21 protein-coding genes are annotated in these 19,382 nt (G+C 73.7%); 11 read left to right on the top strand and 10 right to left on the bottom strand.

Annotation, left to right across the window (positions count from 1 at the left end; all coding sequences use genetic code 11):
* The first annotated feature begins 73 nt into the window (after window positions 1-73).
* Together AB0R04_RS28370 and AB0R04_RS28365 are read left to right on the top strand one after the other, a co-directional pair.
* Window positions 74-679, top strand: coding sequence for an SGNH/GDSL hydrolase family protein (locus AB0R04_RS28370; RefSeq protein WP_363376142.1), 606 nt, complete (start codon window positions 74-76; stop codon window positions 677-679).
* Window positions 680-846: 167 nt separating this feature from the next.
* A complete protein-coding gene (locus tag AB0R04_RS28365; protein WP_363376139.1) occupies window positions 847-1,545 on the top strand; it encodes a hypothetical protein in 699 nt (232 codons plus the stop codon).
* 32 nt (window positions 1,546-1,577) lie between these two features.
* Here the strand turns inward: AB0R04_RS28365 and AB0R04_RS28360 are convergent, their stop codons facing one another.
* Both AB0R04_RS28360 and AB0R04_RS28355 read right to left on the bottom strand, forming a co-directional pair.
* Window positions 1,578-2,711 carry a HAMP domain-containing sensor histidine kinase gene (locus AB0R04_RS28360; RefSeq protein ID WP_363376136.1) on the bottom strand — a complete coding sequence of 378 codons (1,134 nt, stop codon included), beginning with the start codon at window positions 2,709-2,711 and terminating at the stop codon, window positions 1,578-1,580.
* Complete coding sequence (locus AB0R04_RS28355) at window positions 2,708-3,379, bottom strand: response regulator transcription factor (RefSeq protein WP_063353004.1); 672 nt, start codon at window positions 3,377-3,379, stop codon at window positions 2,708-2,710. The genes AB0R04_RS28360 and AB0R04_RS28355 overlap by 4 nt, the downstream gene beginning before the upstream one ends.
* Before the next feature lie 212 nt (window positions 3,380-3,591).
* Here AB0R04_RS28355 and AB0R04_RS28350 point away from each other — a divergent pair, with 212 nt between their 5' ends.
* On the top strand, window positions 3,592-4,242 hold the full coding sequence (locus tag AB0R04_RS28350; RefSeq protein WP_363376134.1) for a M15 family metallopeptidase: 651 nt from the start codon (window positions 3,592-3,594) through the stop codon (window positions 4,240-4,242).
* A gap of 174 nt (window positions 4,243-4,416) precedes the next feature.
* Complete coding sequence (locus AB0R04_RS28345) at window positions 4,417-5,340, top strand: endonuclease/exonuclease/phosphatase family protein (RefSeq protein ID WP_363376132.1); 924 nt, start codon at window positions 4,417-4,419, stop codon at window positions 5,338-5,340.
* 66 nt (window positions 5,341-5,406) lie between these two features.
* On the opposite strand, the gene AB0R04_RS28340 is transcribed toward AB0R04_RS28345, so the two are convergent.
* From AB0R04_RS28340 to AB0R04_RS28325, 4 genes are all read right to left on the bottom strand, one after another.
* Entirely contained in the window at window positions 5,407-6,465 is a 1,059-nt protein-coding gene (locus AB0R04_RS28340; protein WP_363376131.1) for a hypothetical protein, read from the bottom strand.
* Window positions 6,462-7,361 (bottom strand): hypothetical protein, encoded by a 900-nt coding sequence (locus AB0R04_RS28335; protein ID WP_363376128.1) that lies wholly within the window; start codon window positions 7,359-7,361, stop codon window positions 6,462-6,464. The genes AB0R04_RS28340 and AB0R04_RS28335 overlap by 4 nt, the downstream gene beginning before the upstream one ends.
* Window positions 7,358-8,224, bottom strand: a complete 867-nt coding sequence (locus AB0R04_RS28330) for a hypothetical protein (RefSeq protein ID WP_363376126.1) — start codon at window positions 8,222-8,224, stop codon at window positions 7,358-7,360. Before AB0R04_RS28330 ends, AB0R04_RS28335 begins: the two co-directional genes overlap by 4 nt.
* Before the next feature lie 77 nt (window positions 8,225-8,301).
* On the bottom strand, window positions 8,302-9,234 hold the full coding sequence (locus AB0R04_RS28325) for a hypothetical protein (protein WP_363376124.1): 933 nt from the start codon (window positions 9,232-9,234) through the stop codon (window positions 8,302-8,304).
* Window positions 9,235-9,569: 335 nt separating this feature from the next.
* Between AB0R04_RS28325 and AB0R04_RS28320 the strand changes: the two genes are divergently transcribed.
* The 4 genes from AB0R04_RS28320 (at window position 9,570) to AB0R04_RS28305 (ending at window position 13,686) form a co-directional block, all read left to right on the top strand.
* Window positions 9,570-10,538: an ATP-binding cassette domain-containing protein gene (locus tag AB0R04_RS28320; RefSeq protein WP_363376121.1), complete on the top strand. Its 969-nt coding sequence runs from the start codon at window positions 9,570-9,572 to the stop codon at window positions 10,536-10,538.
* A complete protein-coding gene (locus AB0R04_RS28315) occupies window positions 10,535-11,386 on the top strand; it encodes an ABC transporter permease (RefSeq protein ID WP_363376119.1) in 852 nt (283 codons plus the stop codon). The genes AB0R04_RS28320 and AB0R04_RS28315 overlap by 4 nt, the downstream gene beginning before the upstream one ends.
* A gap of 225 nt (window positions 11,387-11,611) precedes the next feature.
* Window positions 11,612-13,012: a histidine kinase gene (locus AB0R04_RS28310; RefSeq protein WP_363376117.1), complete on the top strand. Its 1,401-nt coding sequence runs from the start codon at window positions 11,612-11,614 to the stop codon at window positions 13,010-13,012.
* Window positions 13,009-13,686 (top strand): response regulator transcription factor, encoded by a 678-nt coding sequence (locus AB0R04_RS28305; RefSeq protein WP_063352848.1) that lies wholly within the window; start codon window positions 13,009-13,011, stop codon window positions 13,684-13,686. Before AB0R04_RS28310 ends, AB0R04_RS28305 begins: the two co-directional genes overlap by 4 nt.
* A 46-nt stretch (window positions 13,687-13,732) precedes the next feature.
* Here AB0R04_RS28305 and AB0R04_RS28300 read toward each other — a convergent pair whose 3' ends face one another.
* From AB0R04_RS28300 to AB0R04_RS28285, 4 genes are all read right to left on the bottom strand, one after another.
* Entirely contained in the window at window positions 13,733-14,194 is a 462-nt protein-coding gene (locus AB0R04_RS28300; RefSeq protein ID WP_363376114.1) for an SRPBCC family protein, read from the bottom strand.
* 126 nt (window positions 14,195-14,320) lie between these two features.
* Window positions 14,321-15,319, bottom strand: coding sequence for an NAD(P)H-dependent glycerol-3-phosphate dehydrogenase (locus AB0R04_RS28295; RefSeq protein ID WP_363376112.1), 999 nt, complete (start codon window positions 15,317-15,319; stop codon window positions 14,321-14,323).
* Between the two features lie 281 nt (window positions 15,320-15,600).
* Entirely contained in the window at window positions 15,601-15,801 is a 201-nt protein-coding gene (locus tag AB0R04_RS28290; protein WP_363376109.1) for a DUF397 domain-containing protein, read from the bottom strand.
* Window positions 15,794-16,627, bottom strand: a complete 834-nt coding sequence (locus tag AB0R04_RS28285; RefSeq protein WP_363376107.1) for a helix-turn-helix transcriptional regulator — start codon at window positions 16,625-16,627, stop codon at window positions 15,794-15,796. The genes AB0R04_RS28290 and AB0R04_RS28285 overlap by 8 nt, the downstream gene beginning before the upstream one ends.
* Before the next feature lie 338 nt (window positions 16,628-16,965).
* On the opposite strand from AB0R04_RS28285, the gene tgmA reads away from it, so the two are divergent.
* The 3 genes from tgmA to tgmC are packed head-to-tail and all read left to right on the top strand — an operon-like array spanning window position 16,966 to window position 19,330.
* Window positions 16,966-17,226 carry a putative ATP-grasp-modified RiPP gene (gene tgmA, locus AB0R04_RS28280; RefSeq protein ID WP_363376105.1) on the top strand — a complete coding sequence of 87 codons (261 nt, stop codon included), beginning with the start codon at window positions 16,966-16,968 and terminating at the stop codon, window positions 17,224-17,226.
* Window positions 17,226-18,191 carry an ATP-grasp ribosomal peptide maturase gene (gene tgmB, locus AB0R04_RS28275; protein ID WP_363376102.1) on the top strand — a complete coding sequence of 322 codons (966 nt, stop codon included), beginning with the start codon at window positions 17,226-17,228 and terminating at the stop codon, window positions 18,189-18,191. Before tgmA ends, tgmB begins: the two co-directional genes overlap by 1 nt.
* Complete coding sequence (gene tgmC, locus AB0R04_RS28270) at window positions 18,188-19,330, top strand: ATP-grasp peptide maturase system methyltransferase (RefSeq protein WP_363376099.1); 1,143 nt, start codon at window positions 18,188-18,190, stop codon at window positions 19,328-19,330. Before tgmB ends, tgmC begins: the two co-directional genes overlap by 4 nt.
* Window positions 19,331-19,382 lie beyond the last annotated feature (52 nt).

Below are 19,382 nucleotides of genomic sequence, written 5' to 3'. Positions count from 1 at the left end.
ACCTGTGATCAACTCTTCGGGTACCGCGGCGGGGACCGCGGCACAGGACGAACCATCAAAGGGGGATGGTCACATGGTCGAACTGTCGAACGGTGCGATGACCTGGGTGGCGGCCGGGGACAGCATCACCCGGGCCGCCCTGCACACCCACGGCGCGCGCGGCTGGGTGGAGCACGTGCAGGAACGCCTCTGCTGGCAGCTCGGCCGGCTGACGGACGTCGTGGTCAACACCGGCGTGTCCGGCTGGCGGGCCACCGACGTCCTCGGGGCGTACGACTTCGTCATCGGGCGGTTCGCACCGGACGTGCTGTCGCTCTCGCTGGGGACCAACGACGCCCCCGCCGGGCTGGAGGGGCTCGGGGAGTTCCGCGACGCCATGCGCGAGATCGTCGCCCGGTCCGCCGGCGCGCAGATCGTGCTGCACACGCCGCTCGTGGCCAGCCACGCCGGGCGCGCCGCCCGCCCCGAGCTGCCCGCGTACTGCCAGGCCGTGCGCGAACTCGCCGCGGAGACGGGCGCGTTGCTCGTCGACCACGAGGCGTACTGGCTCGCCGAGTTCCCCGACGGCGAGGCGATCCCGTGGCTGGACGACCCCACACACCCCAACGGCGTCGGCCACCTGCACCTGGCCGACCACACGCTGCGCACACTGGGGCTGGGCGAACTCACCGCCCTGTGAGCGGGCCCCGCCGGGCGGGCCGTCGGGCGGGCCGTCGGGGCGGTTGCCGCTGATCGGGGGCTGGGCGGCGTCCGGAATTTTTGTCGGGTCCCTGTCTAGTTCGCTTGCGTCCTGGTGTGGTGGGATGTGCCCGTCACGGGATTTGAGGGCGCTGACGGGGGTACGCGGTGAGGGGTGGACGGCTGTGCGGGCTGGACGGGGACGCGGCGCGGCTTGCCGCGGCGGGCCTGGTCCGGCTGGGTGCGCAGGAGTGGGTGGGCGACGCGGCCGGGGCTCCGGCGTGGCTGGGGCGGATGCGGGCGGCGTCGTTCGCGGACGCCTGGCTGGCGTTCGGCGAGCCGTCGGCGCCGGGGCTGCGGGTGCCGGCCGGGGAGGTCCTGCGGGCGCTCGCGTACCGGGCGGCGGAGCTGGTGCTCCAGGCCCGCGAGGGGGATGTGCCGGCGGTGCTGGAGTGGCTGGGCCGGCGGTCGGCGGAGGCCCGTGAGCAGGCGGGCCGGGCGGAGGTGGCGCACCCGGCCGAACCGGCCGCGCTCGCCCTGGTGTGGCACGGCGTCCAGGCGGTCACCGCCGACGGCGGGGACGGGTACGGGGGCGGGGGCGCTTCGGCGGCCGAGGGCCGGGAGGCGCACGGCCGGCGCATCGACGAGCGGGGCGAGGCCTACGTCCGGGAGCGGCACCACCGCCGGGACACCCTGGCGCTGATGCTGGCCTGTGCCCGGATCGCGGCCGCCGCGCTGGTGGAGTCGTGCGGCGGCGATCCGGGCCGGGTGGACGGGTGGCTGGAGGAGGACGCGGCCCGGTACATGGCGCTCGGCGGCCCGGTGCCGCTGTGGGTGCCGGGCCGGCCGGGGCAGCCGACGGGGTGAGGCCGGGGGCTCGGCGGTTTAGTCGCCGGGGCTCAGCGGGCCGGGAGGCTGAGGGTCGCGTGCAGGCCGCCGCCGGGGGCGGGGGTGAGGCCGAGGTCGCCGTGGTGGGCGTCGGTGATGGCCGCGACGATGGCCAGGCCGAGTCCGTGACCGCGGCGGGCGGGGTCGGACTGCGCGGTGCGGCCGCGGCCCCGCAGGAAGGGCTCGGTGAGGGTGGGGACCGTCTCGGGGGCCAGACGGGGGCCGGTGTTGGTGACGGTGAGCCGGACCCGGCCGGGGCCGGCGGGGTCCGCCCCGGTGGTGACGGTGACGGATCCGCCGGTCGGCAGGTTGTGGCGCAGCGCGTTCTGCAGCAGGTTGACGGCGGCCTGGCGCAGCAGGACCGGGTTGCCGGTGGCGGGGGCGGGCCGGCAGTCCGTGGTGACGGTGACGCCCAAGGCGGCGGCCTCCTCCTGGACGGCGGCGAGGGCGTCGCGGGTGGTGTGGGCGAGGTCGAGGGGTTCGAGTTCGGGGGCGGTGTGGCCGAGGTCGGCGAGTTGGAGGAGGGCTTCGCTGATCTCGATGCCGCGCTGGTTGGTGTCCTGGAGGCGGGTGACGAGGGTGGTCCAGTCCTGGTGGGCCGGGTCGGCGGCGGCGACCTGGAGCATGGTGCGGGTGATGGCCAGGGGGGTGCGCAGTTCGTGGGAGGCGTTGGCGGCGAAGCGCTGCTGGGCGTCGAAGGAGCGCTGGAGGCGTTCGAGCATCTCGTCGAAGGCGTCGGAGAGGTCGGTGAACTCGTCGCGGGGGCCGGCGAGGGCGATGCGGTGTTCGAGTGCTCCGCCCGCGGCGCGGTGGGCGGCACTGGTGATGTCCTGGAGAGGGCGCAGGACGCGGCCGGCGATGAACCAGCCGCCGATCGTTCCGACGGCGGTGAGCAGGGCCAGGGCGTAGCCGGAGATGGTGAGCAGGGAACGGAGGATCTCCTGGCGGGAGGGGGCGGAGAGGCGGTCGCGGGGGTTGGAGGAGGTGAGCGGGTAGTTGGGGATGTAGCGCATGCCGATGTAGACGACGGCCAGGCAGAGGGTGCCGGTGATGACGGCGAAGAGGGTGTAGCTGAGGGTGAGCCGCAGGCGGGCGGTCAGGCGGCGCGGTCGCGGCACGGGGCGGGTGCGGGGCGGGGCGCTCACGTGGGGGTGCCGTCGGTGAGGCGGTAGCCGACGCCGGGCACGGTCTGGATCACCCAGGGTTCGCCGAGTCGTTTGCGCAGGCCGGAGATGGTGATGCGGACGGCGTTGGTGAACGGGTCGGCGTTCTCGTCCCAGGCGCGTTCGAGGAGGTTCTCGGCGCTGATGACGCCGCCGCGTGCGGTCATCAGGACCTCCAGGACGGCGAACTGCTTGCGGGAGAGGGCGACGTAGCGGCCGTCGCGGTAGACCTCGCGGCGGAAGGGGTCCAGGCGCAGTCCGGCGTATTCGAGGACGGGGGGCGCGGCCTGGGCGGGGCGGCGGGCCAGGGAGCGCAGCCGGACGACGAGTTCGGCGAGGTCGAAGGGTTTGGTCAGGTAGTCGTCGGCGCCGAGTTCGAAGCCGGCGACCTTCTCGTTGAGGCGGGCGGCGGCAGTGAGCATGAGGACGCGGCAGCCCAGGCGGTGCTCGACGATGGTGCGGCAGACGTCGTCGCCGTGGGTGCCGGGGATGTCGCGGTCCAGGACGACGACGTCGTAGGTGTGGACGGCGAGGCGTTCGAGGGCGGCGTCGCCGTCCGTGACGATGTCGCAGGCGATCGCCTCCAGGCGCAGGCCCGCCTGGACCGCCTCGGCGAGGTAGATCTCGTCCTCCACCACCAGGACCCGCACGCGCTGTTCTCCCGTCCCGCTCTCGCTGTCGTTGCCGTTGCCGTTGCCGTTGCCGTTGCCGTTGCCGTTGCCGCTGGTGTCCATTGGACACGAACGGGCCTATCGAAAACGTATCGGTTAGTGCAGACGTCCTGGTAACACCGCATTTCCTCCCATGGTGTGGCCGCCGGGTTTCCCCGTCGCGGCGAGGTGACGAGCGCCGGGAGGCAGCGATGGACGGGACGACGCGCCAGGAGGCGACGCGGTGGCGGACGGCGGGGGGTGGCCGGCGGGCGGTGGCCGTGGGCACCGGGGCGGTGGTGGTGCTGGCGCTGGCCGGCGCCTGCGCGGCCGCCGATCCGCCGGCGACCGAGGCGGCGCTGCGGACCCTGGCGGCCACCGTCGCGCCGTTCTCCTCCTCCCTCGCTCCGGGGCCCGGCTCCTCGGCGGGGGCGGACGGCGACATTCCCGACGGCACGACGCTGACCCCGTTCGACACCGGGGCGCCGGCGGTGGGCAACCTGGACGGGCCGCTGCTGGAAGCCGTCCAGCAGGCCGCCCGGGACGCGCGCGCCCAGGGCATCGAGATGACCGTCACCTCGGGCTGGCGCAGCAAGGAGTACCAGCAGCGGCTGCTCGACAAGGGGGTGGCCAAGTACGGGAGTCTGGAGCGGGCCAGGCAGTTCGTGAACACGCCGGAGAAGTCGGCGCACGTCTCGGGCAAGGCCATCGACATCGGCCCGACCAATGCCGACTACTGGCTGATCCAGCACGGCGCGCGGTACGGGCTCTGCCAGGTGTACGCCAACGAGATCTGGCACTTCGAGCTGCTGACCAGCCCTGGCGGGACCTGTCCGGCCCAGTTGCCCGACGCGGCCGGGTAGGGGGCGTTCGTGACCCGATCGCAGGAGGGGCTCGCGCCGGGGGCGGGGGCGGTCTCAAGGCCGGGGCCGGGACAGGGGACGGCGGGGGGCGCCTCGGCGGGTGTCTCCCGCCCGGGCGGCCGGCGATGCCGTCGGCAGCGGCGCCCGCAGGTCGGGCGCTGGCGGCGCGGCCGCGTGGCCGCCGCCGTGGCCCTGCTGACCGCCCTCGCCCTGGCCGGTCACCGGCAGGTGCCGAGCCTGGGCGTCCACTTGGGGAGCCTGTGGGAGAGCGCCCTGCCCTGGGCCGGCGTCGTGGTGCCCGCCGTCCTGCTCGCCGCCGCGCTGCGCCGCGCGCCGGTGCCGGCGTGCGCCGCGGTGGTGCTGGCCGCGGTGTGGGCCGTCGTGCTCGGGCCGGTGCTCGCCGGCGGCGGCCCGCCGCCGGGGGGCGGTGCGGGCCCGGCCGGCGGTGCGGGCCTGACCGCGGTCACCCACAACGTGAGCGCGCAGAACCCGGACCCCGCCGGCACGGCCCGGGCGCTGCTCGCCGCCCGCCCCGACCTGGTCGCCCTGGAGGAGGTCACCGACGCCGCGCTGCCCGTCTACCAGCACGTGCTGGACGCCGAACTGCCGCACCGCACGCGGATCGGCACCGTCGCGCTGTGGAGCCGCTACCCGCTGACCGACGCACGGCGGCTGACCATCGACCCCGGCTGGAGCCGCTCGCTGCGGGCCGAAGTCCAGGCCCCCGGTGGGCCGTTGGCCGTGTACGTGGTCCATCTCGCCTCCGTGCGGCTCAACGTCACCGGCTTCGCCACCGCTCACCGCGACCGCAACCTCGCCGCGCTCGGCGCCGCGCTGGACGAGGAGCCCCTGCGCCGGGTGCTGCTGCTGGGCGACCTCAACACCGCCGCCGGGGACCACGCGCTCGCCCCGGTCACCAGCCGGCTGAGCTCCGCGCAGGACAGCGCGGGCGGCGGCTTCGGGTTCACCTGGCCGGCGGTCTTCCCGCTGGCCCGGATCGATCACGTCATGACCCGGGGCCTGTCCGCGACCGCCGCCTGGACCCTGCCCGCCACCTCCAGCGACCACCTGCCCGCCGCCGCCCGGCTGACGCCGTGAGGGGCGTGCGGGCGGCGGGCGTAGGGGCGGCGGGCGCGGGGGTGGCAGCGGGCGCGGGGGCCGGTGTCAGGCCAGGAGGTCGGACTGGAGGGTGACCACCTGGCGGAAGGCCGCGTCCGGGACGCCGTCGGGGTTGGTCATCGTGACGACGGCGACGAGGTCGGAGGCGCAGAGGTAGGCGATGCGGGCGTTCGGGGTGCCCTTGGCGCCCTTCGCCGTACTCTCCTGGGCGTCCAGGTGGACGCCCTCGACGGTGTCCCAGGCGCTGTGGGAGGTGCTCTTCGCGCCGGGCAGGGCATTGGGCCTGGCGTCGGAGCGCAGGGAGGAGAAGACGTTCCAGGACTCGAAGGAGGCGCCGAAGCGCAGCAGCCGGATCTGGGTGCGGGTGCCGTCGGAGGCCGTCCACTCCCGGACGGTGGCCGCCCGGCAGGCGTCCTGCAGGAGCAGTGCGCGGAGCTCGGCCGGGTCCCGCTGGTCGGCGAGGATCGCATCGCAGGTGACCCAGTCGGCCGGGGCCTGGCCGGCGGGGGCCGTGGACGGGCTCGCGCCCGCCGAGGCCGACGCCGACGTGGAGGCGGAGGCGGTCGGGGTCTGGCTCGGGGTCGGGGTCGCGCTCGCCGACGGGGTGCCGGTGGCCGCGGCGGTGGGAACCGGGTAGAGCGCCGGGGTGAGGCTGCCGCCGGCCTCCTTGGGGGCGGGCAGCAGCAGATAGCGCAGGTCCGCGGCGTGCAGGGCGTTCTTGCCGCCCGTACGGTCCGGCGTGCTGCTGCCGGAGGGCAGCGGCGGCAGCGTCAGCGGCGGGAAGGTGTAGCGGCCGTCGCCCGGGGTGGCCAGGCCGGGCAGGTCGGTGCGCTCGGGGGCGGTGACGGCCAGCGCGGCGCCGGTGCCCGCGAGGGCGAACACCAGGGTGGCGGTGGCCCAGCGCGCGGCCGCCCTGCGGCGGGCGCTGCGCCGGGCGAGGCGGGCCTCGTGCTCCTCGGGGGTCTCCGCGGCGGGAGCGGCGGGGAACTCGGCGGGGGTGCCCGTGGAGGTCTCCGCGAAGGTCTCCGTGGCGGCCTCGGCGAGGGTGCCCGCGGGGGTCTCGGCGGGAGCGGCGGGCTCGTGCGGGGTGGCGTGGTCGGTCATGCGGACGCTCCCGGGCGGGCGAGGCGGTCGAGCTGCAGGGTGAAGAGGGCGACGATCCGGTCCTTGGGCAGCGGTGCCACGCCCTCGACGTTCATGACCACCAGCAGGTCGCCCTCGGCGGCCGAGCACTCCAGGTAGTCGATCGGCGCGGACGGCGGCGCCGGCATCAGGTAGCAGTGCGCCTCGGGGTGGCCCGGGATCTCCGGGCCGATCCGGAACAGGCCGGTGTCGCCGGTGAAGACCGCGGTGTACTCGTTGAGCTTCTGCACTTCCTGCTGGTTGAACTGGCGCAGCTTCAGGCCGACCACCAGGTCGTCCTCGCTGGTCCGGTACGTCCGCACGCCGGTGGCCTTGACGTGCAGGCCCTCCCAGTAGGAGCGGAGCTTGTCGCGCTTGTCCTTGGGGATCTGCTGGAGTTCGTCGTCCAGTTCGGCGGACAGGAACTCGGCGCCGAGTTCGGTGTCGTTGCCGTAGCCGCCCTCGTCCGGGCCGGGTTCGTAGCCGGCCGGGACGGGCAGCAGCAGGTCGCGCAGCGAGCCGAAGTGGTTGCCGTTGGACTTGGCGCCGAACGGCGTGGCGGTCGCGGTCGGGACGGGCGCGGCGGACGGCCCGGCGGCGACGGCCGGGGCGGGGTCGTCGTACTGGGTCTTGATGATGCCGACGCCGATGGCCACCCCGGCCAGCGCCGCCGCGGCCGTCGCGGCGCCCGCGCGCAGCAGGCGGCGGGAGGCGGGGCGCGGGGCGGCGGGCGCGGCGGGTACTGCGGCGGTCGGCGCGGCGGGCTCGGCGGCGAACTGCTGCTCGGAGACGGGCTGTTCGGCAGCGTCCGGGGCCGCCTCGGGGGCGGTCGGCGCCGGTGTGGCGGCCGGGGTCCCGGTCATGCTGTTGTCGGTCATACCAGCCGCTCCCATTGCTGCTTGGCGAGGTCCTTCACGACGTCGGGGTTCACCGGCTTGGGGTCGAAGACCTCGACCACCATCGCCACCGTGCCGCGTTGGGCTACGGCCTGGCCGTAGTAGTACCGATCGGCGCTGTCGGCCCAGTACCTGGGTGTCTCGTCCACCCGGTAGCCGCCGTTGGCGCCGTCGGCGAACGGCTTCAGGTTGCGGGTGGTGCCGACGGCGTGCGTGGCGGCTTCGTTGGCGCGGTCCGGCGCGTACTGGACCAGCGACACGCGGTACCTGGTGTCGCCCTTCTTCCAGTCCACCTCGGCCGCGCGCCGGAAGCCCCGGGAGTTCAGGTCCTTGAAGTCGCGGACCGCGCTGCCGCTGTGCTCGGCGAGCTCGCCGACCGACACCCAGCTCGGCTTGTCCGGGAATTCTCCCCAGGCGGCGCTGCCGTCCGGGGCACCGATCAGCAGTTTGAGCAGGTCGCCGTCGATGGCCAGCGGTTTGGGCTGCTGGGCGGCGAAGGCGGTCGGGTCGACCGCCGCGGCCGGGTAGGACGGGCGCGCGACCTGGATCGGCGGCAGCGGCGTCGGCGGGCGCTGGGCCTGGACGGCGTAGCCGACGCCGCCGCCGACCAGGGTGCCCAGCACCAGGCCGGACACCGCCAGCAGCACCGGGCGCGGGCGGCGCGGGGCGCGGGGCGCCCGCTCGGGGCCGGCCAGCGGTTCGGCGGTGAACTGCGGTTCAGCGAAAGGAAGTTCATCGGACGGCGGCTCGGCGGAAGACGGTTCGGCGGGCATGGCGGCGGGCCGCGGCGGGGCGGCGGGCGCCGGCGCGGTGCCGGGCGGGGGCAGCGCGGGTTCGGTGGTCACGGGATGGCTCCAGAGGAGGGTGGGGAGGACGGCGTCGGGGCGGGCGGCGGCGCGGGTTCAACCGCGTTCAGCTGCGTTCAGCCGCCGGAGGCGAGCCACTCGCGCTGGCGCTTCATCAGCCCGCTCAGCAGCGCCTTGTCCGGTGTCCCCTTCACCTCGACGTCGATCGTGTACTGGACGTCGCCCTGGCTGGAGATGCCGGTCATCGAGCCGGTGTACGCCTGCTGCTTGGGCTTGTGCAGGTAGCCGTGGGCGTTCGGGTCGCCGTCGATGTCGATCGGGTCCTGCGACTTGAGGGTGTATCCCTGGACGAACTCGCGCGCCATCGAGGTGGAGCCGAAGCGCAGCAGGGTGACGGTCACCTCGGCCTTGCCGTCGGCCGTCCGGTACATCCGGGTGGCGCCCGACTGGTAGCCGTACGAGCCGAGGATGTCCATGATGCCGTCCTGCTTGCCGAACAGGTCGGCGACGTCGTCGTTGGTCATGGTCATCCCGTCCGCGGGCCCGTACGACTCGCCGCCGTCCGGGATCGGGAGCAGGAAGTAGCGCAGGTCGCCCTCGTGCTTGCCGCCGTTGACGGTCCCCTTGACGGTGCTGGCCGGCTTGGGGGTGGTCGGGGCGGCGGTGGGCGTCGGCACCGGTACCGGCACCGGGGTGGCGGAGGGCGTCGGGCTCGGGCTGGAGGCGGTGGCGGTGGTGGCCGGCGCGGGTGCGGCGGCGGCCGGGCGGGTGTCCGGCCTGCCGACGGCGACGGTCACCGCGGCGCTGGTCGCCGTGACGGCGAGCAGGCCGGCGGTGGCCAGCGCGACGCCGACGGCGCGCGGCAGCCGGCGCGCGGCCGGTTCGGGTGCGACGGCGTGCTGCGGCGCGGCGTCGGGCTGCGGTACGGAGGCGTGCTCCGGTACGGCGGGGTGCTGTGGCGCAGCGGGGTGCTGCGGTACGGCGGCCGGTTGCGGCGCAGCGTCGGGCTGCTCCGGAACGGCGGCTGTTTCGTTTTCGGGCGCGGACAAGGAACTCCCCCGGGAGAATGTGGGATCTCGCGCGCGGACTCCCTCGCAAACCGCTCCCCCGGCGGTTCTCCGGACCGTCCATCACGCGTCTCAGCAGGCATTATGAGAGACCGTTCGCACCGCTGCCAACAAAGTTAATCGCCGCACTCCGGTCCAATACTCGATGAATCGGACACGTCGTGATGTAACCGCAACAGGCGATCCGGGCACGGTACCGCGGTACCGTGCCCCTTCCGATGATCGGTCCGGGGTACCACGGATCGCGCCGGCGCCGCACCTAGCGTGGAGTGTGAGGGAGGCCGGGACGGTCCGGCCCCGGAGCGTAGGGGTGAGCGATGATCGAGGCGCACCAGCTGACGAAGCGGTACGGGGAGAAGACCGCCGTCGACCGGCTCGACTTCACGGTCAAGCCCGGCACGGTCACCGGCTTCCTCGGGCCCAACGGCGCCGGGAAGTCCACCACCATGCGGATGATCGTCGGACTGGACGCGCCCACCAGCGGCTCGGTGCGCGTCAACGGGCGCCGTTACGCGGCTCACTCGGCGCCGTTGCAGGAGGTCGGGGCGCTGCTGGAGGCCAAGTCGATCCACCCGGGGCGCTCCGCGTTCAACCACCTCATGGCCCAGGCGCACACCCACGGCATCCCGCGCTCGCGGGTGGAGGAGGTCGTCGAGCTGACCGGGCTGCAGTCGGTGGCCAGGAAGCGTGCCGGGGCGTTCTCGCTGGGCATGGGCCAGCGGCTGGGGATCGCGGCGGCGCTGCTGGGCGACCCGGCGACGGTGATGCTGGACGAGCCGGTCAACGGCCTCGACCCGGAGGGCGTGCTGTGGATCCGCAACCTCCTCACCTCGCTGGCCGCCGAGGGCCGCACCGTCTTCGTGTCCTCGCACCTGATGAGTGAGGTCGCGCTGGTCGCCGACCACCTGATCATCGTCGGGCGGGGCCGGCTGCTGGCCGACACCACCGTGCAGGACCTGGTCCGCCAGGCCGGCGGCGACGTGGTGAAGGTGGCCAGCGCCGATCCGGCCCGGCTGCGCACGGCGCTGGCCGGGCCCGGGGTGGAGGTCACCGGCCGTTCCGGCTCGGAGGAGCTCCTCGTCACCGGCCTGGCCGCGCGGGAGATCGGCCTGCGGGCCGCCGAGCAGGGCATCGCCCTGTTCGAGCTCACCACCCGCACGGTCTCCCTGGAGGAGGCGTTCATGGAGCTGACCAGGGACGCCGTGGAGTACCACGGCACCACCACCGCGACCGGGCCCGCCGCCAGTGCGGGTGCCGGCGCCGAGTCCCCGAGGAGCGCGGCATGAGCACCATCGCACCGAACCAGACGTCCGCGGCCGCCGACCGGCGCCCCGCGCGCCCCGCCTACCGGGTGACGCCCGTGCGCGTGCTGCGCTCGGAGTGGGCCAAGCTGTGGTCGCTGCGCTCGACCTGGATCACGCTGGGCCTGGGCCTGCTGTTCCTGGTCGCGTTCGGGCTGATCGCCGCGTTCCAGTTCAAGTCGAGGATCACCTCGGGGCGCCCGATGGACCGGGGGGACTTCGCCGACGCCAGTGCCCTGAGCCTGTCGCTGTTCGGCACCAACTTCGCGCAGCTGGCGTTCGGCGTCCTGGGCGTGCTGGTCGCCGCGGGCGAGTACTCCACCGGCATGATCCGCTCCACCCTGGCCGCAGTGCCGCGCCGGCTGCCGGTGCTGTGGTCCAAGGCGGCGGTGTACGGCGTGGTGGTGCTGCTGCTCGGCACCATCGGGGTGTTCGTCGCCTTCGCGGCCGACAGCGGCATCCTCTCCGGCACCCGCGCGGCGATGACGTTCTCCGACGCCGGCGTCCTGCGCGGCCTGCTGGGGGCCGGGCTCTACCTCGCCCTGGTGGGCGTGATCGGCGTCGCGCTGGGCGCGCTGCTGCGGTCGGTGGCGGGCGGCATCTCGGTGCTGGTGGCCTCGCTGATGCTGGTCCCCGGCCTGATCTCGCTGCTGCCCTCGTCCTGGCAGGACCACATCAGCCCCTACCTGCCCAGCCACGCGGGCGAGGCGATGTTCGCCCTGCACCACGACGCGACCACGCTGTCGCCCGCCGCGGGGCTGGCGGTCTTCCTGCTGTGGACGGTGCTCGCCCTGGCGGGCGCGGCCGTGCGGCTGGTGCGCAGCGACGCCTGAGGACTGGGAGACTGCGTGGACGTCCCGGTGCGGTGCCCGTTCGAGTCGGGTGCCGCACCGGGCGCGTTTCGTATCCGTTTTCGTGTCCGTTTTCGTGTCCGTTCCGGGATGAGGTTGGACGAAGGTGACGACCGTTGCGGATGAGCTGGACGAAGGTGACGACCGTTGCGGATGAGCTGGACGAAGGTGACGACCGTTGCGGATGAGCTGGACGAAGGTGACGCCGTGAGCGAGCACGACACCGCCGCGGGGGCGGGGGGCGACCCGCTGTCGGGGCACCCGGTGTTCGCGCGCCTGGCCCGGCTGGGGCAGCGGGCGCGGCAGGCGGACCGCGACCACCCGTGGGTGCTGGACACCGCGGTGGTGGCCGCGGTCTTCCTGCTGTTCTGCCTGCCGGACCTGCTGCCCTTCCACGACGGCGGGGAGCGGGCGCGCGAGCACCGGATCGTCTTCGCCCGCCCGCCGCTGGCGGCGATGCTGGCCTTGCAGGCGGGGCTGCTGCTGCCGCTGCTGTGGCGCCGGCGGCGCCCGGCGGCGGCGTTCGCGGCGGTCGCGGCGGTGTTCGTCCTGCAGTGGTCGCTGGGGGTGGCGCTGCGCGCGGACGTCGCGCTGCTCGTCGCCCTCTACAGCCTGGCCCTGCACGGGAGCCTGCGGCACCTGGCGTGGGCGTGCACGGCGATGGCTGGCGCGTCGGCGCTGGTCGCGGTGGAGCTGTCCGGCGGGCTGCCGGTCGGGGACGCGCTGTTCTTCCTGTTCAGCGCGGCGACGGCGGCGGTGGCCGTCGGCATCGCGGTGCGCATCCGCCGGGCCCAGCTCGCCGGGCTGCGCGAGCGGGCGGCGCGGCTGGAGGTCGAGCGCGACCAGCGCAGCCGGCTGGCCACCGCCACCGAGCGCACCCGGGTGGCCCGGGAGATGCACGACATCATCGGCCACAACCTGTCCGTGATCATCACCCTGGCGGACGGCGGCGCGTACGCGACCGAGGCCTCCCCCGAGCGGGGCCGGGAGGCGCTGCTGCTGATCGGGGAGACCAGCCGCCAGGCGCTGGGCGAGCTGCGGCGCATGCTCGGCGTCCTGCGCGACCAGGGCGGCGAGCAGGGCCCCGAGTTCACGCCGCAGCCGGGCATCGCCGACCTCGACGGGCTGTGCGCGCGCATCCGGGCCGCCGGGCCGCAGGTCGTGTACACCGCGCGCGGCGAGGTGGGGCGGCTGGACCGCGGGGTGCAGCTGATGGCGTACCGCATCGTCCAGGAGGCGCTCACCAACACCCTCAAGCACGCCGGGCCCGACACCCGGGCGCACGTGACGCTGGCCGCCGAGGGTGGCCGGCTGCGGGTGCGGGTACGGGACGGCGGTCCACCCGGCGGTCCACCCGGCGGGGCGGTGCGGGGCGGTCCGGCGGGCGAGGAGGGCCACGGTCTCACGGGCATGCGCGAACGCGCGGCCCTGTACGGGGGCACCGTCACCGCCGGGCCCGGGCCCGGGGCAGGATGGACCGTGGAGGCCGTCCTCGACCTCACCCCCGACGGGCCCGACGGACCCGACGGCCTCGGCGGCCCCGGCGGCCTCGGCGCCTTCACCCCCGATCCCGATCCCGACCCCGACCCGACAGGCGGCCTGACGTGACCACGGTCCTCATCGTCGACGACCAGCCGCTCCAGCGGTACGGCTTCCGGATGCTGCTGGAGAGCCAGCCCGGCACGGAGGTCGTCGGCGAGGCCGCGCACGGCGCCGAGGCCGTACGCCTGGCGGCCGACCTGCGGCCCGACGTCGTCCTGATGGACATCCGGATGCCCGGCATGGACGGCATCGAGGCCACCCGCCGCATCGTCGCCACCGGCGGGCGCTCGCGCATCCTCGTCCTGACCACCTTCGACCTCGACGAGTACGCCCACGCCGCGCTGCGCGCCGGCGCCAGCGGCTTCCTCCTCAAGGACGCCCGCCCGGAGGACCTCCTGGCCGGGATCCGCGCCGTCTCCGAAGGCGACGCCGTCGTCGCCCCCGCCATCACCCGGCGCCTCCTGGACGCCTACGCCCACCACCTGCCCGTGCGCCCGCCCGGCGCGGCCGCCGAGGACGACCCGCGGCTGAACGCCCTGACCGAGCGCGAGCGCGAGATCCTGGTCGCGGTCGGCCGGGGCTGGACCAACGGCGAGATCGCCCAGCGCCTGGTGCTCGCGGAGTCGACCGTCAAGACGCACGTCAGCCGGGTGCTGGCGAAGATCGGCGCCCGGGACCGGGTGCAGGCCGTGATCTTCGCCTACGACCGCGGCCTGAACCGGCCGAACCCGCCGGCCTGAGCCGTCCCGCTCCTGCCGCGCGGGACGCGGCTGCGGGGCGGCGGCGTCAGGGGCGCTTCTTCGGGGCGGCTTCGAGGTCGGTGGCGGCGGCGGCCAGGATGGCGCCGAAGACGTGGGCGATGACGGGCTTGCCGACCCGGCGGGCCAGGGCCGCGCCGACGAGGGGGACGGGGATCGCGAAGCCGGTCGCCCAGACGACCAGGGTGCCCTCGGGAACCTCCTCGAACGTCATCCGGCCGAACTCGTGCCGGGCCGGCGGGAAGCTGCGGTCGACGGTGTAGTCGAAGCCGTGCGGGGCGTTGTAGGCGGTGATCCGCTCGTTGAACCAGCCGATCAGCCAGGTGTGCAGCCGCACGGCGCCCACCCCGTAGGGCGCGCCCTCCCCGGGCCGGGCCAGGCGCGCCCTGAGCACGAACGGGGAGCGGGTGTAGTTGGTGCTCGTGGCGCACCAGTCGAACACCTCGGCGATCGGCGCCGCGACGACCCGTCGCACGGTCACGGTTTCCATGGCTCGTCCCTCTTCTGCAGCGGGGGGCGCGGGTGTCGGCCGCGCCCTGTTCACCGATGAAGACCGGACGCGGCCCGAAACCGTGACATCGGGCGGGGGCGTCCTCGGGGTGGCGATGCCGCCTGCCTACCGCTCGGCTCTGGGCGTGCGGGCCATGAGCAGGTCGACGGCGCGGTCGGTGGTGACGGTGCCGTCGAGGATGGCGACGACGAGTGCGGTGATGGGCATCTCGACGTGGTGCCGTCGGGCGAGGTCGAGGACGGCGTAGGCGGACTTGGCCCCTTCGGCGGTCTGGCCGGTGGCGGTGGCGGCCTGGTCGATGGTCAGGCCGCGGGCGAGGTGTTCGCCGAAGGTGCGGTTGCGGGAGAGCGCGGAGAGGCAGGTCGCGGTGAGGTCGCCGAGGCCGGCCAGTCCGGCGAAGGTGGCAGGTTCGGCGCCGAGCGCGATTCCCAGGCGGGCGGTTTCGGCGAGTCCGCGGGTCAGGAGGGTGGCCTTGGCATTGTCGCCGAGGCCGAGTCCGGCGGCCAGGCCGACGGCGAGCGCGATGACGTTCTTGACCGCGCCGCCGAGTTCGCAGCCGATGACGTCGGTGTGGGTGTAGGGGCGGAAGTACGGGGTGCGGCAGGCCACTTGGAGTCGGCGGGCCGCGTCGTGATCGGTGCAGGCGATGACGCTGGCGGCGGGCTGGCGGGCGGCGATCTCGCGGGCCAGGTTCGGGCCGGACAGGACGGCGACGCGGGCGGGGTCGAGAGCGGCGCCCTGGGCGATGACCTCGCTCATGCGCCGGCCGGTGCCGAGCTCGATGCCCTTCATGAGGCTGACGACCAGGGTGTCCGGCTCGATCAGGGGCGCCCACGCGGCCAGGTTGGCCCGCAGGGTCTGGGAGGGGATGGACAGGATGGCGACGTCTGCTCCGGCCAGGGCAACGTCGGCTTCGGTGGTGGCCTTCACCGTGCCGGGCAGCGTGACGCCGGGCAGGTAGTCGGGGTTGACTCCCCGGGTGTTGATGCCGTCGGCGACCTCGGGGCGGCGCGCGTGCAGGACGACGTCGCATCCGGCGTCGGCGAGAACCAGCGCGAAGGCGGTCCCCCACGATCCTGCCGACAGTACGGCGACCCGGGTCATCCTCTACCTCCGCGTGCTGGTGGGGAGCTGAGGGGCAGCGTACTGGCGCCTTGGGGGCTGAGGCGCCGGTCAGCAGCGGCGCAGGGTGAGCGCGACGGCGCGGCGCCCGACCAGGGTGGGGAGCATGCGGGCGCGGGCCGAAACCGTGGCATCGGGCGGGAGCGGGCCCGAGTGCGACGACGCCGACCGCCTACCGTTCGGCTCTGGGCGTGCGGGTCATGAGAGAGACAGGCTTCCCGGCGGTTTCCCGGGTGGCGGGGCCTCGGGGCGGCACGCGTGCGTCAGACGTTGCCGAACTCTCCGGAACGGACGGCGGCGACGAAGCTCGACCAGGCGTCGGCAGGGAAGACCAGCGCGGGACCGTGGGGATCCTTGGAGTCACGGACCGGGATGGTGTGGACGACGTTCGCACCGACCTCGACGCAGTTCCCTCCCTGGGTGCTGTAGGAACTCTTGTGCCAGGTGGCATTGCGATCATCCATGCTCAAAGCCCTTCCGCACGTTTCGAATGAACTCGATGCTCGCTGCTCGGCGCAGCGCCTCGGCCTGGAGATGATCGTACTCACCGGCCCACTCGGCCAGCGTCTCCGGATCGCGTTCGAGGTAGCCGCGCCGCTGCGTCTCGCCGTACCCCACGATGGCCCTGTTCGGCATGGTCAGCAACGTAATTGGATGCCCGAACGGGCGGTTCTCGCCTGCTGCGGTAGGACACACCTGCACCAGGAAACGGGGACGTGAAGCGAGTGCTTCCAGGTGCCTGAGTTGCGCCACCATGACGTCCCGACCACCGATCGGCCGCCGTAGCGCCCCCTCGTCCATCACCACCTGGACGTGCGGCGCCGGATCTCGGGCGAGGGCCTGCTGTCGGAGCAGCACCTTCTCGATTCGTTCGTCGGCCTGCTGCTGAGTTGCGACCCCCCGCAGGACAGCCGCCTCCTGAAAAACTCGGCTGTACTCGGGCGTTTGGAGCAGACTCGGAACCAGGTTGATCTCGAACAGCCTCAGGGCGATGGCCTTCGCTTCATTGCGCAGGTACTCGTCGAAGCCTTCGAACAAGACCCGCCGACCGGACGTACTCCACTCCCTGAGGAACTGCTCTCCCGACTCGAACACTCGATCAAGTGCCGTTGAGATCTGTTGACTTGGTTTCCTTCGGCCGTGTTCGAGCGCGGAGATGTACGACGATGTGCAGCCGATCAGCTCGGCAAGGTGTTCCTGAGTCCAGCCTCGCTGCTCGCGCGACGTGCGAAGCAGTACGCCGAACTCGGCGGCCGGGGATGTCGGGGGGTCAAGTTCCCGCTTGTTCAAGGCTGTTCGTCCTACCAATCTGACACTGTGGGACAAGTTGAACAGCTCCGCAGCCTAGAGGACAGTTGGCACCCCCGGTAGTCGTCGAACTACGGAACGGAGCCGCTGTCGTGGCGCGCAAAAACACCCCCGCGCCCCCGAAGCCGCGATACCGCCCGCAGGCCGGCGAACTCGTCACGGACTTGAGGTCCGTTCCGCTCGGATCGGGCTCCCAAGCCCCCACCCCGGCCGCCCCGACCCCGGACAGGTCGAGCGACCGGGGTGGGCTTGCGCAACTCGGCCAACCGGCCCAGTTGTTGACCCTGTCAGCACCACCACGAAATGGAGGCGCAGCACAGATGACAACCGCACCGTGGGGTACCACCCGGATGGGGCCGTTCACGGCTACCGTCCCGGTCCCGCAGCACACGCCCGTCATCGACCCCGAGACGCAGATTGCGGTGATCGTGGACGAGCACGGGCGCACGGTCGAGTTGGGCGGGCACGGCACCAGCACGAACGGCCTGACGCCCACCACGACCACGCCCGACGGAAACCCGGGCGGGCCGACCGACGCCGACAGCACCGAGTCCTACGACCAGGACCAGAGCAACGGCTGATGAACGACCGAAGCGGGTCGGTGCTGGTGCTGACCAATCCCCTTGACGTGACCACGGATGCGGTACTGCGGGTGCTCGCCGAGCGCCGGGTTCCGGTGGTCCGGCTCGATCCCGGCGCCGACCTGCACACGGGTGCCTCGCTGATCGCCACGTACCGCACGGGCCAGCAGCGGGGCACCCTGCGCACCGCCAGCCGGGACCTCGACCTCTCCGCCGTCCGGTCCGTCTGGGTGCGCCGGGCCTCACCCTACGAAGGGCCCTCCGAACTGGACGGCCAGGACCGCCGGTTCGCCGCCTCGCAATCCCTGTGGGGTGCGGGCGGCATCCTCGCCTCGCTCCCCGCCGCACACTACGTGAACCACCCCTGGGCCAACCGTGCGGCCGAGCACAAGCCGGCACAACTGGCGGCCGCGCAGCGCTGCGGGTTCCCGGTCCCCGACACGGTGATCACGAACAGCGCGGACGAGGCGCGGGAGTTCGTGGCGGCCCAGGCCGCCGGGGCGGTGTACAAGCCGTTGTGGAACATCCCCTACTCGGTCGACGGGCAGCCTCACGCCGTGTGGGTGCGCGAGGTCGATCCGGCCGACATCACCGGCGCCGTGTCCGCCTGCCCGCACCTCTTCCAGGCGAAGGTGCCGAAGCTGTTCGACGCAAGGGTGACGGCCGTCGGCAACCGCCTGTTCGGCGTCCGGATCGACAGCCCCGACCTTGACTGGCGGCGCCGCCAGGACCGGATGACGTGCACCCCGATCGACGTACCCGAGCCGGTCGCACGTTCGGTCGCCGCCTACCTCGGAGAACTTCGTCTGGTCTACGGCGCGTTCGACTTCGCCGTGACCGCCTCGGGCGACTGGTACTTCCTCGAATGCAACCCGAACGGCCAGTGGGCATGGCAACCGGCCGAGACCACCGAGGCGATTGCCCACGCCCTCGCCGACCAGCTACAGAAAGGCCGTGACGCATGAGCACACCGGCTGAACTCCGCACCGCTCTGGCCGACAGGCTCACCGAGGACGGCACGCTGACCGAACGCGAGTGGGACAGCGCGGCGAGGGCCGTTCCGCGAGAGCTCTTCGTCGGAACCTACTTCGCTCCGGTCGCCGGCAGCGTTCCGACCAGCTACCGACCCGTCCGTCGGGGCGAGCCCGGGTGGCTGGCGGGGATCTACGACGACCAGACGCTGGTGACCCAACTCGACGGCCGCATCGGGCCCGAGGACACCGCTGGGGAGACCGTGACAGGTATCCCGTCATCGTCGTCCACCCTCCCGTCCGTCGTACTGCGCATGTGGCAGCAGCTGGGCGCCGAGGCCGGGCACCGGGTACTGGAGATCGGTACGGGCACCGGGTACTCGACCGCCCTCGGCGCGCACCGCCTCGGGGACGCCGGCCTCACCAGCATCGAGTACGACCCCGCGGTCGGCGCGGCAGCGGCGGCGGCGATCAGGGCTGCGGGATTCTCCCCCCGGCTGATCATCGGTGACGGGCTGCGCGGCGACCCGGACGGCGGGCGGTACGACCGGATCATCGCCACCTGTTCTGTCCGGTACATCCCTCTCTCCTGGCTCCACCAGGTCAAGCCCGGCGGTCGAATCCTGGTCACCCTCTCCGGGTGGAGCTACGCGAACGCCCTCGTGCTGCTCGACGTGACCGGACCTGGCGAGGTCACTGGCCGGTTCCTGACCGGCCAAACCGGTTTCATGATCGCCCGCACGCACGACCGACCGCCCCGCCCGACGCTGGACCTCCTGCCCGGCAAGGAGCGTCCGACCCGCATCGACCCGGCGAAGCTGGACAGTTGGACGGGCGCTTGGGTAGCCCAGCTTGCCGCACCCGGGGCAATCCGCATGGGTGTGGGGGCTCAACAGATCCTCTGGGACCTGGCCACCGGATCGCAGGCCCGGACGACGCCCGACCCCGCCGGCGGGTGGACCGTGACCCAGCGCGGGCCCGTCGCCCTGTGGGACCAGGTCGAGCAGACGGTTGAGACCTGGCAGGCGGCCGGTGAGCCGCACCAGGATCGCTTCGGGATCACCGTGTCGGCGGCCGGACAGCGGGTCTGGCTCGGCACCGAGGACGGGCCCGGATGGGATCTGCCCGTATAAGCCTGGCTCAGCCCCGCACCGAGCCGTGTCGCACCGGACCGAAACCGTGGCT

It is taken from the genome of Kitasatospora sp. NPDC056731 (assembly GCF_040687675.1).
In the GTDB taxonomy this organism is placed as follows: domain Bacteria; phylum Actinomycetota; class Actinomycetes; order Streptomycetales; family Streptomycetaceae; genus Kitasatospora.
The sequence above is the reverse complement of the archived record's forward strand: the minus strand, read 5'-3'. Positions and strand labels throughout refer to the sequence as shown.